Origin of the sequence: Bradyrhizobium sp. USDA 326 (assembly GCF_049739485.1) — a bacterium.
GTDB lineage: Bacteria > Pseudomonadota > Alphaproteobacteria > Rhizobiales > Xanthobacteraceae > Bradyrhizobium.
Genome location: NZ_JBMGQA010000001.1, coordinates 5,988,081 through 6,003,651, shown reverse-complemented (window position 1 = coordinate 6,003,651; position 15,571 = coordinate 5,988,081). Strand labels below are relative to the sequence as shown.

General features: G+C 65.6%; 13 protein-coding genes. 6 read left to right on the top strand and 7 right to left on the bottom strand.

Annotated elements, in window-relative coordinates:
- Positions 1-423, bottom strand: a complete 423-nt coding sequence (locus tag ABIG06_RS28070) for an MAPEG family protein (RefSeq protein ID WP_424578448.1) — start codon at positions 421-423, stop codon at positions 1-3.
- 287 nt (positions 424-710) lie between these two features.
- On the opposite strand from ABIG06_RS28070, the gene ABIG06_RS28065 reads away from it, so the two are divergent.
- Entirely contained in the window at positions 711-1,553 is an 843-nt protein-coding gene (locus tag ABIG06_RS28065; protein ID WP_370139388.1) for a metallophosphoesterase family protein, read from the top strand.
- Between the two features lie 14 nt (positions 1,554-1,567).
- On the opposite strand, the gene ABIG06_RS28060 is transcribed toward ABIG06_RS28065, so the two are convergent.
- The 3 genes from ABIG06_RS28060 to guaB all read right to left on the bottom strand — a co-directional run bounded on the left by ABIG06_RS28060 (position 1,568) and on the right by guaB (position 4,764).
- Positions 1,568-1,864 (bottom strand): hypothetical protein, encoded by a 297-nt coding sequence (locus ABIG06_RS28060; protein ID WP_370139387.1) that lies wholly within the window; start codon positions 1,862-1,864, stop codon positions 1,568-1,570.
- Between the two features lie 152 nt (positions 1,865-2,016).
- Complete coding sequence (locus ABIG06_RS28055; protein ID WP_370139386.1) at positions 2,017-3,039, bottom strand: NADP-dependent oxidoreductase; 1,023 nt, start codon at positions 3,037-3,039, stop codon at positions 2,017-2,019.
- Positions 3,040-3,270: 231 nt separating this feature from the next.
- Positions 3,271-4,764, bottom strand: coding sequence for an IMP dehydrogenase (gene guaB / locus ABIG06_RS28050; protein WP_124158809.1), 1,494 nt, complete (start codon positions 4,762-4,764; stop codon positions 3,271-3,273).
- 380 nt (positions 4,765-5,144) lie between these two features.
- Between guaB and ABIG06_RS28045 the strand changes: the two genes are divergently transcribed.
- Positions 5,145-6,635: an MFS transporter gene (locus ABIG06_RS28045; RefSeq protein WP_370139385.1), complete on the top strand. Its 1,491-nt coding sequence runs from the start codon at positions 5,145-5,147 to the stop codon at positions 6,633-6,635.
- 105 nt (positions 6,636-6,740) lie between these two features.
- On the opposite strand, the gene ABIG06_RS28040 is transcribed toward ABIG06_RS28045, so the two are convergent.
- Complete coding sequence (locus tag ABIG06_RS28040) at positions 6,741-7,427, bottom strand: RlmE family RNA methyltransferase (RefSeq protein WP_124158807.1); 687 nt, start codon at positions 7,425-7,427, stop codon at positions 6,741-6,743.
- A 1-nt stretch (position 7,428) separates the two neighbouring features.
- Positions 7,429-8,514 (bottom strand): Ppx/GppA phosphatase family protein, encoded by a 1,086-nt coding sequence (locus tag ABIG06_RS28035; RefSeq protein ID WP_124158806.1) that lies wholly within the window; start codon positions 8,512-8,514, stop codon positions 7,429-7,431.
- 209 nt (positions 8,515-8,723) lie between these two features.
- Between ABIG06_RS28035 and ABIG06_RS28030 the strand changes: the two genes are divergently transcribed.
- Positions 8,724-11,096, top strand: a complete 2,373-nt coding sequence (locus ABIG06_RS28030; RefSeq protein ID WP_370139384.1) for a xanthine dehydrogenase family protein molybdopterin-binding subunit — start codon at positions 8,724-8,726, stop codon at positions 11,094-11,096.
- A gap of 124 nt (positions 11,097-11,220) precedes the next feature.
- On the opposite strand, the gene ABIG06_RS28025 is transcribed toward ABIG06_RS28030, so the two are convergent.
- A complete protein-coding gene (locus ABIG06_RS28025) occupies positions 11,221-12,021 on the bottom strand; it encodes a hypothetical protein (RefSeq protein WP_124158804.1) in 801 nt (266 codons plus the stop codon).
- Between the two features lie 104 nt (positions 12,022-12,125).
- Here ABIG06_RS28025 and ABIG06_RS28020 point away from each other — a divergent pair, with 104 nt between their 5' ends.
- The 3 genes from ABIG06_RS28020 to ABIG06_RS28010 are packed head-to-tail and all read left to right on the top strand — an operon-like array spanning position 12,126 to position 15,514.
- On the top strand, positions 12,126-12,617 hold the full coding sequence (locus ABIG06_RS28020; RefSeq protein WP_124158803.1) for a YaiI/YqxD family protein: 492 nt from the start codon (positions 12,126-12,128) through the stop codon (positions 12,615-12,617).
- A gap of 2 nt (positions 12,618-12,619) precedes the next feature.
- Positions 12,620-14,431, top strand: a complete 1,812-nt coding sequence (locus ABIG06_RS28015) for an ABC-F family ATP-binding cassette domain-containing protein (RefSeq protein ID WP_124158802.1) — start codon at positions 12,620-12,622, stop codon at positions 14,429-14,431.
- A gap of 3 nt (positions 14,432-14,434) precedes the next feature.
- Positions 14,435-15,514 carry a D-TA family PLP-dependent enzyme gene (locus ABIG06_RS28010; RefSeq protein ID WP_370139383.1) on the top strand — a complete coding sequence of 360 codons (1,080 nt, stop codon included), beginning with the start codon at positions 14,435-14,437 and terminating at the stop codon, positions 15,512-15,514.
- Positions 15,515-15,571: the final 57 nt, after the last annotated feature.

The following is a 15,571-nucleotide window of genomic DNA, read 5'->3' as shown; positions in this document are numbered from 1 at the left end:
CTAGATCAGCAGCAAAAGCTTCAGCGCGAAATACAACCACATCGCCAGCAGCACCAGCACACCGGCAAGCCAGACGGGGGAGCGCCGGCCCAGATCGTTCGAGGACACGAAGATCCCGGCATGGGCAAAGCGCGTCACGACGAACACCCAGGACATCAACACGATGAAGAGATCGGCGCGGCGCAAGGGCAATGCCAGCGCGATCAGGACGTAGAACAGCACCGGCAGCTCGAACTGGTTGCGGTAGCAATTGGCGATTTGGGTGGCGCCCTTCGGCCAGTTCGGCTCGCCCAGCGCGATGTCGCGAATCCTGGTTTCGCCGGAGACCAGCGTCTTGCGGCGCGCGACGACCATCCCGATCAGAAGCGCGAAGGTGAGAGCGACCTGCACGAAGACCGGCAGCAAAACCATTTGAACGGACATCGGAACTTTCCCGGCGGGTGAACTGTCTCCGACCGTCATTAGCCGCGCCTTCTGGCGCTGACAATGAACGACTTGAACCGGCGTTCCCGCTTCGGCGACCAAGCATCGACATTCAAAGCGATTTCGGGCCCTGACACATCGCCGATCGCATTGCCTCGCCGCTCGCCGGCACCCTCGCCCCGCAGGACGGCTACACGATCCGCTACCGCGTGTTTTAAACTTTGTTCGCTGCGATCCGTGCCCGCGCCGTCATCGTTCCGACGCGCGACGACGGGTAGGATGATCGCATGCTCGAATTTCGCCTGACCCAGATTTCCGACACCCATCTCGGCCGGCGCTTTCCCGGCCTGATCGCCAACTTTCACCGCATCAGCGAGCACATCGACGCCGACAGGCCGGATCTCGTCGTCAACACCGGCGACGTCTCGTTCGACGGGCCGACCAGCCGCGACGACGTCGAATTCGCGAAAGGCCTGCACGACGCCCTGCCCGTCGCCTGCCGCTACCTGCCCGGCAATCACGACATCGGCGACAATCCGACCGCGATCGGGCCGGCGCCGAAGCCGCCGGTCAGCCCGGCTCACCGCCGGCAATTCTGCGACATCATCGGCGAAGACCATTGGTCGTTCGAGGCCGCGGGCTGGCGCTTCATCGGCCTCAACTCGCTGGTGATGAATTCGGGGCTTGGCTTCGAGGCCGAGCAATTCGACTGGCTCGCCTCCGAGATATCGCGCACGCACGGCAGGCCGGTCGCGCTGTTCCTGCACAAGCCGCTGTTTCTCAACCTGCCCGACGACCCCGAGACGCCGGAGACCGCGATCCGCTATGTGCCGCAGCCGGCACGAGCGCGGCTGATCGAGATGTTCGGAAACGTCGACCTGCGTCTCATCGCCAGCGGTCACGTGCATCAGCGCCGCGACTTCACCTTCCGCCACACCCGCCACGTCTGGGCGCCGTCGGCGGGTTTCGTCATCAACGATCGGCGCCAGGACCGGATCGCGATCAAGGAAGTCGGGCTCGTCGAGTACCGCTTCCAGCCCGACAATCTCGAGGTTCGTCACGTCCGCGCGGCGGGCCAGGTGGACGTCGACATCGAGGAGCTGCTCGCACAGATGGGCGGCGAGCATTAGCTCGCGACCGGTTCTCAGGCGACGCTCTTGAGATCCTGCTGGATCGCGGCGAGCAAGGATTGCAGCGCCTCGCTGTTCACTGGCTTGGCCGCCGGATCACTGGCGGGCGGATGCCCTGGAGCTTGCGCAACCTTGACCGGACGCTTCGGGAGCGGCGGCGGCGCCGGCATCGCGGCTTGCGCGAAATCGCCTTCGTCGTCGACGTGGACGAACTTGCCATGGATGACGTCGTCGCGACGGCCCATGACGAACATGGTCGCCCAATAGGCGGCGGCCAGCACAATGACGCAGAAAATACCAATCTCTAACATCGCAACACCTGAAATATGCGCGATGATTCAATGCCTTCGTCGGCCCGTCAATCGATCGGCGTTCACACCTGCGGCTTTTGCGAGCAGGTGTGGCCGATCGGTGACTCTTTCTTAACCAACTCCGGCCCCTCCCGGGGACCGGAGGCGGCCGCTCAGGCCTTGTCCGGGCCGACCCGGACCAGCTGCTTGCCGAAATTGGCGCCCTTCAGGAGGCCCATGAAGGCAGCCGGCGCGCTCTCCAGGCCCTCGGTCACGAACTCCTTGTACTTGACCTTGCCCTCGCGGACCCAGGTGGACATGTCGCGCAGGAAGTCGCCATGGCGGGCAGCAAAGTCGGAGACGATGAAGCCGCGGAAGGTCAGCCGCTTGGTGAGCGTTGCGCGCATCAGGGACGCGGCCCATTTCGGCGGCTTGGCCTCGGTGTCGTTGTAATGGGCGATCAGGCCGCAGACCGGCACGCGCGCGAACGGATTGAGCAGCGGGAACACGGCTTCGAACACCGCGCCGCCGACATTCTCGAAATAGACGTCGATCCCGTTCGGGCAGGCCTCCTTGAGCCTGGCGGCGAGATCGGGATCGCGGTGATCGATACAGGCGTCGAAGCCGAGCTCCTTCACCACGTAGTCGCACTTGTCCTTGCCGCCGGCGATGCCGACCGCGCGTGCGCCCTTGATTTTGGCGATCTGGCCGACCGCCGAGCCGACCGCACCTGAGGCGCCGGCAACGACGACGGTCTCGCCGGGTTGCGGCTTGCCGATGTCGAGTAGGCCCGTGTACGCCGTCATACCGGGCATGCCGAGCACGCCGATCGAGGTCGAGATCGGCCCGAGCTTGGGATCGACCTTGATCAGGCCCTTGCCGTTCGAGATCGCATGCGTCTGCCAGCCGGAGCGGATGCGCACAATGTCGCCGACCGCGAAATCGGAATTGTTGGAGGCCGCGACCTCGCTGACCGCCTCGCCTTCCATCACCCCGCCGATCGGCACTGGTGCAGCGTAGGACGGCCCCTCGCTCATGCGCCCGCGCATATAGGGATCGAGCGACAGCCAGATCGTGCGCAGCAGGACTTCACCCTGCCCGGGCGTCGGAACTGCGAATTCCTCCAGGCGAAAATCAGGCGGCTTGGGTTCGCCGACGGGACGCGCGGCGAGAACGATGCGTTTGGCTTGGGCCATGGCTTCCTCCACTTCTTTGTCTTTGCGAGCGAAGCGAAGCAATCCAGCCGCGTCAACATAAAAGGATGGAAGTGGGCAGTCGCGCTTGCAATGACGATATGAAGAAGGCCGGCGCCTCATTCTCCGTCGTCATGCCCGGACTTGACCCGGGCATCCACGAAGCCGCGGAGCAAGACCCCGTGGATGGCCGGGTCCAGCCCGGCCATGACGATGGAGAGAGCGAAGCGAGAACTAACCCCCGCCCGGATAATTCGGGCTCTCGCGCGTGATGGTGACGTCGTGGACGTGGCTTTCGCGCAGGCCGGCGCCGGTGATGCGGACGAACTGGGCCTTCTCGTGCAGCTCCTTCATGTCGCGTGCGCCGACATAGCCCATCGCGGCGCGCAGGCCGCCGGCGAGCTGGTGCATGACGTGGCCGACCGCGCCCTTGTAGGGCACCTGGCCCTCGATGCCTTCAGGCACGAGCTTGAGCGTGTCCTTGATGTCCTGCTGGAAATAGCGGTCGGCCGATCCCCGCGCCATCGCGCCGACCGAACCCATGCCGCGATAGGCCTTGTAGGAGCGGCCCTGCCACAAAAACACTTCGCCGGGCGTCTCGTCGGTGCCGGCGAGCAGCGAACCGACCATGGCGATGTCGGCACCGGCAGCGAGCGCCTTGGCGAGGTCGCCAGAGTATTTGATGCCGCCGTCGGCGATGACGGGGATGTCGGCCTTCTTCGCCGCCTCCACCGCATCCATGATCGCGGTGAGCTGGGGAACGCCGACGCCGGCGACGATGCGGGTGGTGCAGATCGAGCCCGGGCCGATGCCGACCTTGATGCAATCCGCGCCTGCGTCGATCAGCGCCTGCGCGCCTTCGGTGGTGGCGACGTTGCCGGCCACGACCTGCACCGAGTTGGACAGACGCTTGATGCGGTTCACCGCGTGCAGCACGTGGCGGGAATGGCCGTGCGCGGTGTCGACGACGACGAGATCGACGCCGGCATCGATCAGCCGCTCGGTGCGCTCGAAGCCGGTATCGCCGACGGTGGTGGCGGCGGCGACGCGCAAGCGCCCCTGCGCGTCCTTGCAGGCGAGCGGATGGGCGACCGCCTTCTCCATGTCCTTCACGGTGATCAGGCCGACGCAGCGATATTGCTCGTCGACGACGAGCAGCTTCTCGATGCGGTGCTGGTGCAGCATCCGCCGCGCCTCGTCCTGGCTGACATTCTCACGGACCGTCACGAGATTTTCGTGCGTCATCAGCTCGGAGATTTTTTGCTGGCGATTGGTCGCAAACCGCACGTCGCGGTTGGTGAGAATGCCGACCAGCTTGCCGGGGGTCGACTTGCCGGCGCCGGTGACGACGGGAATGCCGGAAATGCCGTGGTCACTCATCAGCTTGAGCGCGTCGTCGAGCGTGGCCTCCGGGCTGATGGTGAGCGGGTTCACCACCATGCCGGACTCGTAGCGCTTGACCTGCCGGACCTGGGCGGCCTGCCCTTCGGGATCAAAATTGCGGTGGATGACGCCGAGGCCGCCGGCCTGCGCCATGGCGATCGCCATGCGGGCCTCGGTGACGGTGTCCATGGCGGAGGCCATGATCGGGATGTTGAGCGGGATGGCGCGGGTGACGCGGGAGCGGATGTCGACTTCGCCCGGCATGACGTCGGACAGGCCCGGCTTCAACAGTACGTCGTCGAACGTAAAGGCTTCGCGGATGCCCTGAAGTTGCACCGTGGCCATCTGCCAACTCCTTCCTGCGGCCCTGCCGCAAATGCTAATGGATGAGCGCCGCCCTCGGCGTACCTTGCGGCATCGCCTTGAGAATCGAAGCCCATCGGTGGGGTTGACGCGGGTCGATAGCACGGCCGCGTGACGAATCAAAGCGATTCAGGCCGCCGGCCAGCCATGCACAGGCTTTTTACGCAAATTCCGCGAGGACAGCCCCTACGCGGCCATTCGGGGGCGCGACGAAGTCGCGGGCCCGGAACGCCGGAGGCGGAGGGTCACACCGTTGTTATGCAGGATTTAGGTGCCATGCGTCGATCCGCAATGGTCGGGAGCAGGCGGCGGTGATAAGCCGAAATCCCGCCCCTCCTTCCGATTTTCATTACCAATCCGTCATGGTCGACAAGCAACGCGTCATTCCGCTGATCGTGGCCACTGCTCTCTTCATGGAGAACATGGACTCCACGGTGATCGCCACCTCGCTGCCGGCGATCGCGGCCGACATCGGCACCAGCCCGCTGACGCTGAAGCTCGCGATCACCTCCTATCTGCTGTCGCTCGCGGTGTTCATTCCGGCGAGCGGCTGGACCGCCGACCGCTTCGGCGCACGCATGGTGTTCGCGATCGCGGTCGGGGTGTTCATGGTCGGCTCGGTCGGCTGCGCGCTCTCGACATCGGTCACCGACTTCGTGTTCGCGCGCATCATGCAAGGCATGGGCGGCGCGATGATGACGCCGGTCGGACGCCTCGTGCTGCTGCGCTCGGTCGACAAGAGCGCACTGGTCAATGCCATGGCCTGGGTGACGGTCCCTGCCCTCATAGGTCCCGTGATCGGCCCGCCGCTCGGCGGCTTCATCACCACCTACGCATCCTGGCACTGGATCTTCCTGATCAACATCCCGATCGGGCTGCTCGGCATCTTCATGGCGCTGCGCTTCATCGATCCGATCAAGAGTGAGGAACGCGAGCCGTTCGACCTCTATGGCATGGTGCTCGCTGGGCTGGGCCTCGCAGGCATCGCCTTCGGCCTGTCGGTTGCCGGCCTCAATCTGCTTCCGTGGAGCACCGTCGCAGCGTTGATCGCGGGCGGTGCGATCTCGATGACGCTCTACGTCATGCATGCCCGGCGGACGGGATCGCCGGTGCTGGATTTCTCGCTCCTGAAGCTGCCGACGCTGCGCGCGGCCGTGTTCGGCGGCTTTCTGTTCCGCCTCGGCATCGGCGCGCTGCCCTTCCTGCTGCCGCTCTTGATGCAGATCGGCTTCGGCCTGTCGCCGTTCCATTCCGGTCTCGTCACCTTCGCCTCCTCGCTCGGCGCCATGGGCATGAAGACGCTGGCCGCGCGCATCATCCGCACCTTCGGCTTCCGCAATCTGATGACGCTGAACGCGATCGTCAGCGCGTTCTTCCTCGGCGTCTGCGCGCTGTTCACGGTGTCGACGCCGCTGCTGATCATCATGGTCATCCTGGTGGTCGGCGGCTTCTTCCGCTCGCTGGAGTTCACCGCCATCAACACGGTCGCCTATGCCGAGGTCGAGACCGCGCAAATGAGCCGCGCCACCACCCTCGTCAGCGTCAACCAGCAGCTCGCGGTGTCGGCCGGCGTCGCCGTCGGCGCGGCCTGTGTCGAGACCACGATGTGGCTCGGTCATGTCAGCGAGCTCAACGCCACCGTGTTCGCGCCGGCCTTCGTCGTGGTCGCGGTGACCTCGGCCGCTTCGAGCTGGTTCTTCTGGCAGATGCCCGCGGATGCCGGCCACGAGATTTCGGGGCGCAAGGCGGTGGAGATCGCAAGCCGCAAGGGCGCCGGCAAGGGCGCGGCGAAAGCCGCCGTCAAGGCGGCAAGCGAGGATACGCAGGACGTGCGGGATCAGAGGTTGGGGTAGTTTCCCGTCGTCATTGCGAACGCAGCGAAGCAATCCAGACTCCGTCTGCGGGGAAAGTCTGGATTGCTTCGTCGCAAGAGCTCCTCGCAATGACGGAAGTCGTGCCTACGCCTTCGCCCCAGCCCTAAATCCCGTCGCCAGCACGTAGCGCTCCGACGAGTCCTGCCGGCTCGCGGCGGGCTTCACATGGCGCACCGTCGCAAAATCGCGCTTGAGCTGGGCGAGCAACTCGGCGTCGGCACCGCTCTGGAACGTTTTTGCCAGGAACGTGCCGCCGGGCTTGAGCACGTCGCAGGCAAAGGCTGCGGCGGTCTCGACCAGGCCGACGATGCGGAGCTGGTCGGTCTTGCGGTGACCGGTGGTGTTTGCGGCCATGTCGGACATCACGACGTCGGCGCCGCCGCCCAGCATCGCGGTGAGCTTCTCGGGGGCATCGTCGTCCATGAAGTCGAGCTGCGCGAAATCGACACCGGGGATCTCCGGCATTTCCAGCAGGTCGATCGCGACGACTCTGCCCTTGCCTTCCGCGGAGCCGACGCGCTTGGCGGCGATCTGGCTCCAGCCGCCGGGCGCGGCGCCGAGATCGACCACGGCCATGCCGGGCTTCAACAGCCGATACTTGTCATCGATCTCCAGAAGCTTGAACGCCGCGCGCGAACGATAACCTGCCGCCTTGGCTTTCGCGACATAGGGATCGTTGAGCTGCCGCTCCAGCCAAAGCTTGGACGACAATTTGCGCTTGCCGCCAGTCTTGACCTGGACGTGCAAGCGGCCGGTGGTGTCCTTGGCCATCTCACCAGCTCCTGAGCGCGCCGTCCTCGCGCATCATCTCGACCAGCATGCCTTCGCGCAGGCCCCGGTCGGCGACGCGCAGGCGCGGCAGCGGAAAGGCGCGGCGGATGGCATCGAGGATGGCGCAGCCGGCGAGCACGAGGTCGGCGCGCTCGACGCTGATGCAGCTGTTGTTCGCGCGCTCCTCATAGCTCATGCCGAGCAGCTTGTTGATGGTCGCGGTGATGTCCGCATCGTTCATCCAGATGCTGTCGATACGACGGCGGTCGTAGCGCGGAAGGTCGAGATGGATGCCGGCGAGCGTCGTCACCGTGCCTGATGTGCCGAGCAGGTGCATGCCGGTGAGATCGCGGCCGTGCTCCTCCGCGAATGGGGCGACGTGGCGCGCAACCTCCTGCTCCATCGCCGCATAGATCCCGGTCGTCACGTCACGGCCGCCGAACTGCTCGGCGAGCGTGACCACACCGTACGGGATCGACATCCAGGCCTTGATGCGCGGCTCCGGATTGGCGGGATCGCGCTCGATCCGCACCAGCTCGGTCGAGCCGCCGCCGATGTCGAACAGGATCGCGCCCCGCCCCCTGGGGTCGACCAGCGGCGAGCAGCCGAGCACGGCGAGCGCGGCCTCGGTCTCGCGGTCGATCACCTCGAGCTCGATGCCGGTCTCGGCCGCAACGCGGCTGCGGAAACCTTCCGCGTTGGAAGCCGCGCGGCAGGCTTCGGTCGCGATCAGCCGCAGCCGCCGTGCCTTCCGCAGATTGATCTTGTCGCGGCAGATGCTGAGCGCGGCGATGGCGCGCTCGATCGCGGCGTCGCTGATGCACCCCGTCGCCGAGACGCCCTCGCCGAGCCGGATGATCCGCGAGAAGGAATCGACCACGCGAAAACCGTCCTGAGTCGGACAGGCGATCAGCAGCCTGCAATTGTTGGTGCCGAGGTCCAGCGCCGCATAGACGCCGGTTCCCGGCGCCTGCGCGCCGACGGCCGGATTGGTGGCCAACGCCACCGCCGCCATCGACCCCTCGAGCTTACCGTGCGGCCCATGTTGGCTGACATGGCCGTCGCGGAGCCGCGTGTGGTCATTCATACAAACTGTCTTTCCGCGGCCGGTCGGGCCGGTCTGGAATTGATTATTCGCCTGAAACATTAGCAGCGCGGCAGGCCTGCGCAACAACGCATCACATGGGACCATGTCCAATCGTGCGTTGTCGTGAACCGGGGTGGTGGGTTATTTGAAGGACTCCGGTCCCCCGCTGCCGCAAAAATGCGCAAATACCGGCTTTTCAGGTCGATTCCATGCAAGAACACACCAAATCGTCCACGCTCGAGAATGCTATTGCACTGCAAAAATATGGCGTCGGGCAACCGGTCCGCCGCAAGGAGGACGATACGCTGGTGCGCGGCAAGGGCCGCTACACCGACGATTTCAACCTGCCCGGCCAGGCCTATGCCGTAATTGTCCGCTCCACCCATGCCCATGGCCTCATCCGCGGCATCGACAGCGAGGCCGCCAAGGCGATGCCGGGCGTGCTGGGCGTGTGGAACGGCAAGGATCTCGATGCCGCCGGCTATGGCCCCTTTACCTGTGGCCTGCCTCTGAAGAGCCGCGACGGCTCGCCCCTGCTCCAGACCAATCGACAGCCGCTCGCGACCGACAAGGTCCGCTTCGTCGGCGATCCCGTCGCCTTCGTGGTCGCGGAGACGCTGGCGCAGGCGCGCGACGCCGCCGAGGCGGTCGAGCTCGACATCGAGCCGCTGCCCGCGGTGACGGATCCCGAGGAAGCCGCCAAGCCCGGCGCGCCGCAGCTTTACGACCACATCCCTGGTAACGTCGCGCTCGACTACCATTATGGCGACATGGACAAGGTCAACGCGGCCTTTGCCGGCGCCGCCCATGTCACCAAGCTCGACATCGAGAACACCCGCGTCGCCGTGGTCTCGATGGAGCCGCGTGTTGGCCTTGCCTCCTATGACAAGAAGACCGAGCGCTACACGCTACAGGTGCCGACGCAGGGCGTCGCCGGCAACCGCGCCAATCTTGCCAAGAACCTCAACGTGCCGAATGAGAAGGTGCGCATTCTCACCGCCAATGTCGGCGGCTCCTTCGGCATGAAGAACATCAACTATCCCGAATACATGTGCATCCTGTATGCGGCGAAGGCGCTGGGACGGCCGGTAAAGTGGCTGGACGAGCGCTCCACCAGCTTCCTCTCCGACAGCCACGGCCGCGCGCAGAAGATTCATGCCGAGCTCGCGCTCGATGCCGAGGGGCACTTCCTCGCCGCAAAACTGTCCGGCTACGGCAATCTCGGCGCCTACATCACCGGCGTCGCGCCGGGGCCGCTTTCGCTCAACACCGGCAAGAACTTCTCCAGCGTCTATCGCACGCCGCTGATGGCGGTCGACATCAAAACGGTGCTCACCAACACCACGCTGATGGGCGCCTATCGCGGCGCCGGCCGGCCCGAGGCGAACTACTACATGGAGCGCCTGATCGACCGCGCCGCCGACGAGATGGGCATCAACCGGTTGACCTTGCGCAAGCGCAACTTCATCAAGCCGAACCAGATCCCGTTCGCGGCCTCCTCCGGCGTCACCTATGACAGCGGCGACTTCCAAGCCGTGTTCGACAAGGCGCTCGAAATTTCCGACCACGAGAATTTCACCAAGCGCAAGAAGGAGAGCAAGAAGGCCGGCAAGCTGCGCGGCATCGCGATCGGCTCCTATCTCGAGGTCACGGCCCCGCCGAGCCCCGAGCTCGGCAAGATCGTGTTCGATCCGGATGGCACCGTGCAGCTCATCACCGGCACGCTCGATTACGGGCAAGGTCATGCGACGCCGTTCGCGCAGGTGCTTTGCCAGCAGCTGGGCGTTCCCTTCGAGAGCGTCAAGCTCGTGCAGGGCGACAGCGACATCGTCCACACCGGCAACGGTACCGGCGGCTCGCGCTCGATCACTGCGAGCGGCCAGGCCATTGTAGGGGCCGCCAAGCTCGTGATCGAGAAGGGCAAGCGCGCCGCCGCGCATATGCTGGAAGCGTCCGAGGCAGATATCGAGTTCGCCGACGGCAACTTCACCATCGCCGGCACCGACCGCAGCATCGACATCATGGAGCTCGCCAAGAAGCTGCATGACGGCAAGGTGCCCGAGGGTGTGCCTGACAGCCTCGACGTCGACCACACCAGCGAGCCGGTGGCATCGGCGTTCCCGAACGGCTGCCACGTCGCCGAGGTCGAGATCGATCCCGAGACCGGCGTGGTGCAGATCGTGCGCTATAGCGCAGTCAACGACTTCGGCACGGTGATCAATCCGCTGCTGGTCGCGGGCCAGCTCCATGGCGGCGTGGTCCAGGGCATCGGGCAGGCGCTGATGGAGCACATCCGCTATGACGACAGCGGCCAGCCGATCACCGGCTCGCTGATGGACTACGCCCTGCCGCGCGCCGAGGACGTGCCGAACATGACGGTGGGCGATCATCCGGTGCCGGCAACGACCAATCCGCTCGGCAGCAAGGGCTGCGGCGAAGCCGGCTGCGCCGGCAGCCTGTCGACGGTGGTGAATGCGGTGATCGATGCTCTGTCGGAGTACGGCATCAAGCACATCGACATGCCGCTGACCCCCGAGCGGGTGTGGCGCGCGATCCAGGAGGCGAAGACCAAGGCGGCCTAAGGGAGCGCACCCTCTTTCAGCCGTCATGGCCGGGCTTGTCCCGGCCATCCACGCCTTCGCGCACCAAGAACGTGGATGCCCGGACAAGCCCGGGCATGACGATGTGACGATGGTGGCCCCGCGCCTACGCCGCCGCCTGCTCACGCGGCTGGTAGATCGCGGTGTGCTGGCAATGCGCTAGCGGCGTCGTGCCGTTGGCGACGACGAGCGCGTCGAGTTCGACGAAGCGGTGGCCCTTCTTCTCGTAGTTCGCGGTGACTTTTGCCCGCGCGGTGATCTCGTCGCCGGCGCGCGCGGCTGACAGCAGCTGCATGCGGCTGCCGACATGAATCCAGGGTCCCAGGATGGTGTTGTCGACGAGGACGCGGTTCATCACGCGCTGGATCAGTCCGGGATGGCCGAGATCCTCGCGCGTGAAGATCGGGTCGGTCTCCCTGATGTCGGCGAGATAATCATTGGCGTCCCGCCCGGCCCAGCGCCGCGGCGTCGTGCCGAGCCATTTGCCCATCTCGAACGTCGCCGGGCTGACCGGCTTGCGCTCGGCGACGGCGGGGACTTCGACAAAGTCACTCAATGACACCGCCGGCACGGCCGCCGGCAGCGAGGCCGTCCCGGTCGCGCAGAGCTCTGTGCGGCTGAAAACCTCGATCGTCAGCAAGCCGTTGTGCTCGGTGGCATCGACATCGGCGGTCTCGCCGTCATAGACCGGCTTGATGAAGCGGGCCTCGATCAGTCCGCGCGACAGGAAATCGTGCCCCCAGCGCGCGATCGGCACGTGCATCATGTAGGCGAACACATCGACGCCGGGGACCAGTCCGCCGGAAAAGCCGAAGCGGCGTGCCACATTGTCGTCGTGCATCTTGTTTTCGGACTGCTTGGCGGTGTTGAAGGCCTCGACGCGGTAGGTTTCGAGCCGGTTCGGCATGGGTATCTTCCCTGTGTTCTTGTTGTTCAGGGGCGATCGTAGGGCCTGAGGAACCAGGGTCAATCCCCTCGCCTTTGCGGTCCGAATGGGGTACCACGCGGCGAATGACTGACACCCCCACCCGCATCTATGTCGACGCCGACGCCTGTCCGGTCAAGGACGAGATCTACCGCGTCGCGCTCCGGCACGGCGTGCCCGTGAGCGTCGTCGCCGGCAATTTCATTCGCGTGCCGCAGGACCCCTTGATCGAGCGCATCGCCGCGGGTGCCGGCATGGACGCGGCGGACGACTGGATCGCGGAGCGCGCCAGGCCCGGCGACGTCGTCGTGACATCCGACATTCCGCTGGCGAGCCGGTGCGTGAAGGCGGGCGCCGACGTGATCGCGCCGAACGGCAAGCCGTTTACCGAAGAGTCGATCGGAATGACACTGGCGGTGCGCAATCTGATGACCGACCTGCGATCGGCCGGCGAAGTCACCGGCGGACCGCGATCGTTCGCGCCGCGCGACCGTTCAGCCTTCCTCTCGGCGCTCGACCAGACGCTGCGCCGGATCCAGCGCCGCCGCACGGATGCGGCCGCCACCAGTCGGGGCTGATCATGGCGCCCCCGCTGATCCAGTTGAAAGACATCAGGCTGACCTTCGGCGGCACGCCGCTCCTGAGCGGCGTCGACCTCAATGTCGCGCCGTCCGAACGCGTCTGCCTGATCGGCCGCAACGGCTCCGGCAAATCGACCCTGCTCAAGATCGCCGCCGGCCTGGTCGAGCCGGACGGTGGCACGCGCTTCGTGCAGCCGGGCGCCACGGTTCGCTATCTGCCGCAGGAGCCCGATTTCGGCGAGCACAAGACCACGCTCGCCTATGTCGAGTCCGGCCTTGCCCCCGGCGACGATCCTTACCAGGCGCGCTATTTGCTGGAGCAGCTCGGGCTGACCGGCAACGAGGACCCGCATAATCTCTCCGGCGGCGAGGCCCGCCGCGCGGCGCTGGCTTATGTGCTTGCGCCCTCGCCCGACATCCTGCTGCTGGACGAGCCGACCAACCATCTCGATCTCGCCACCATCGAGTGGCTGGAACAAGAGCTCGACAGCCGCCGCAGCGCGCTGGTGATCATCAGCCACGACCGCCGCTTTCTCACCAATCTCTCGCGCTCGACCGCCTGGCTCGACCGCGGCAGGATCAAGCAGATCGACCGCGGCTTTGCCTCGTTCGAGACGTGGCGCGACGAAGTGCTCGCGGAAGAAGAGCGCGACCAGCACAAGCTCGACCGCAAGATCGTCGACGAGGAGCACTGGCTGCGCCATGGCGTCTCCGGCCGCCGCAAGCGCAACGTCAAGCGGCTCGCCAATCTGCACGCGCTGCGTGACCAGCGCCGCAATTATCGCGGCACGGCGGGCACCGCCAGTCTCGCCGCCGCCGAAGCGGAGCAATCCGGCAAGCTGGTGATCGAGGCGAAATCCATCACCAAGGCCTATGGCGAGCGCAAGATCGTCGAGAATTTCTCGACGCGCATCCAGCGCGGTGACCGACTCGGCATCATCGGGCCGAACGGCGCCGGCAAGACCACGCTGGTCAATCTGCTCACCGGCGGGATGCAGCCTGACTCCGGCACGGTACGGCTCGGCGCCAATCTGGAGATGGCAACGCTCGACCAGCACCGCGAAAGCCTCGATCCCAAGTCGACGCTGGCGGAAGCTCTCACCGGCGGCCGCGGCGACCAAATCATGGTCGGCGGCAAGCCGAAGCATGTCGTCGGCTACATGAAGGACTTTCTGTTCGCACAGGAGCAGCGCGGTACGCCGCTCGAAGTGCTCTCCGGCGGCGAGCGCGGCCGCCTGATGCTGGCACGCGCGCTGGCAAAGCCGTCGAACCTCCTGGTGCTGGACGAGCCGACCAACGATCTCGATCTCGAGACCCTCGACGTGCTCGAGGAGATGCTCGGCGACTACGAAGGCACGGTCATCCTGATCAGCCACGACCGCGATTTTCTCGATCGCGTCGTCACCTCCGTGATCGCGCCCGAGGGCAACGGCAAGTGGATCGAATATGCCGGCGGCTACAGCGACATGCTGATCCAGCGCGGCGCCGACCTGAAGCGTGAGACAGCGAAGGCGCAGCCGCCTGCAGAGAAGAAAGAGGAGCGCGCCGCCGCTTCCTCGTCCGCGCCCAAACGTAAGCTCAGCTTTAACGAGAAGCACGCGCTGGAAACGCTGCCGAAGAAGATGGAAACGTTGCAGGCGAGTATCGCCAAACTGCAGCGCGTGCTCGACGATCCCAGTCTTTATGCGAAAGATCGCAAAAAATTCGACGATACGTCGGCCGCGATCGCCAAGGCGCATGAAGAATTGTCCGCCGCCGAGGAGCGCTGGCTCGAACTTGAAATGCTCCGTGAAGAGATTGAACAGGCATAACTTATGACAACAACTCTTGCCGCCAAGATCGCCCGCGAATACGGCACGCCCTGCGCCGTCATCGACATGGACCGGGTCGAGCGCAACATCGCGCGCATCCAGAAGGCCTGCGACGACGCCGGCATCGCCAACCGCCCCCACATCAAGACGCACAAGAATCCGACGATCGCCAAGATGCAGGTCGCGGCCGGAGCGAAGGGCATCACCTGCCAGAAGCTCGGCGAAGCCGAGATCATGGCCAATGCCGGCATCGACGACATCCTGATCAGCTACAACCTGCTCGGCGACGAGAAGATGGCGCGACTCGGCGCGTTGCAGGCAAAGGCCAACATGACGGTGGCCGCCGACAATTCGACCGTCGTCGCTGGCCTACCCAAGGCGGCGGCGGCGTCAGGCCGCCCGCTTTCGGTCGTCGTCGAATGCGACACCGGCCGCAAGCGCGCGGGTGTCGAGACGCCGGCCGAGGCGATTGCGCTGGCGCGTGAGATCGCCTGGTCCAAGGGGCTCGAATTCGCCGGCTTCATGCTCTACCCTACTGAGACCGGCTGGGCCGAGGCGCAGAAATTTTATGACGAGGCGCTGGCGGGCGTCCGAGCGCACGGGCTCGATGCCAAGATCGTTTCGACCGGCGGCACGCCGAATCTCGTCAATATCGGCAAGCTCAGGGGCGGCACCGAGCATCGCTTCGGCACCTACATCTACAACGACCGCATGCAGGTGGCCGCGGGCTCGGCGACCTGGGACGATTGCGCGCTGCACATCTATTCGACCGTCGTGAGCCGCGCCGCGCCCGAGCGCGGCATCCTCGACGCCGGCTCGAAGACGCTGACCACAGATACCGGCGGCCTCGACGGCCACGGCCTGATCCTGGAGCATCCCGAAGCGAAAATCGCGAAGTTCGCCGAGGAGCACGGCTTCCTCGACCTCTCCCGCAGCAACACGCGGCCGAATGTCGGCGACGTCGTCCGCATCGTGCCGAACCATGTCTGCGTCGTCGTCAACATGATGGACGAAGTGGTGATGGTGCGCGGCGAGGAGATCATCGGCACGCTGCCGGTCGCGGCGCGGGGGAAGCTGCGGTAGCGGGCACGTTCTTTTCATTGCGAGGAGCTCTTGCGACGAAGCAATCCAGAATCTTTC

Coding starts and splice junctions, on each gene's coding strand:
- ABIG06_RS28070 (WP_424578448.1), bottom strand. CDS start 423: ATGTCCGTTCAAATGGTTTTGCTGCCGGTCTTCGTGCAGGTCGCTCTC.
- ABIG06_RS28065 (WP_370139388.1), top strand. CDS start 711: ATGCTCGAATTTCGCCTGACCCAGATTTCCGACACCCATCTCGGCCGG.
- ABIG06_RS28060 (WP_370139387.1), bottom strand. CDS start 1,864: ATGTTAGAGATTGGTATTTTCTGCGTCATTGTGCTGGCCGCCGCCTAT.
- ABIG06_RS28055 (WP_370139386.1), bottom strand. CDS start 3,039: ATGGCCCAAGCCAAACGCATCGTTCTCGCCGCGCGTCCCGTCGGCGAA.
- guaB (WP_124158809.1), bottom strand. CDS start 4,764: ATGGCCACGGTGCAACTTCAGGGCATCCGCGAAGCCTTTACGTTCGAC.
- ABIG06_RS28045 (WP_370139385.1), top strand. CDS start 5,145: ATGGTCGACAAGCAACGCGTCATTCCGCTGATCGTGGCCACTGCTCTC.
- ABIG06_RS28040 (WP_124158807.1), bottom strand. CDS start 7,427: ATGGCCAAGGACACCACCGGCCGCTTGCACGTCCAGGTCAAGACTGGC.
- ABIG06_RS28035 (WP_124158806.1), bottom strand. CDS start 8,514: ATGAATGACCACACGCGGCTCCGCGACGGCCATGTCAGCCAACATGGG.
- ABIG06_RS28030 (WP_370139384.1), top strand. CDS start 8,724: ATGCAAGAACACACCAAATCGTCCACGCTCGAGAATGCTATTGCACTG.
- ABIG06_RS28025 (WP_124158804.1), bottom strand. CDS start 12,021: ATGCCGAACCGGCTCGAAACCTACCGCGTCGAGGCCTTCAACACCGCC.
- ABIG06_RS28020 (WP_124158803.1), top strand. CDS start 12,126: ATGACTGACACCCCCACCCGCATCTATGTCGACGCCGACGCCTGTCCG.
- ABIG06_RS28015 (WP_124158802.1), top strand. CDS start 12,620: ATGGCGCCCCCGCTGATCCAGTTGAAAGACATCAGGCTGACCTTCGGC.
- ABIG06_RS28010 (WP_370139383.1), top strand. CDS start 14,435: ATGACAACAACTCTTGCCGCCAAGATCGCCCGCGAATACGGCACGCCC.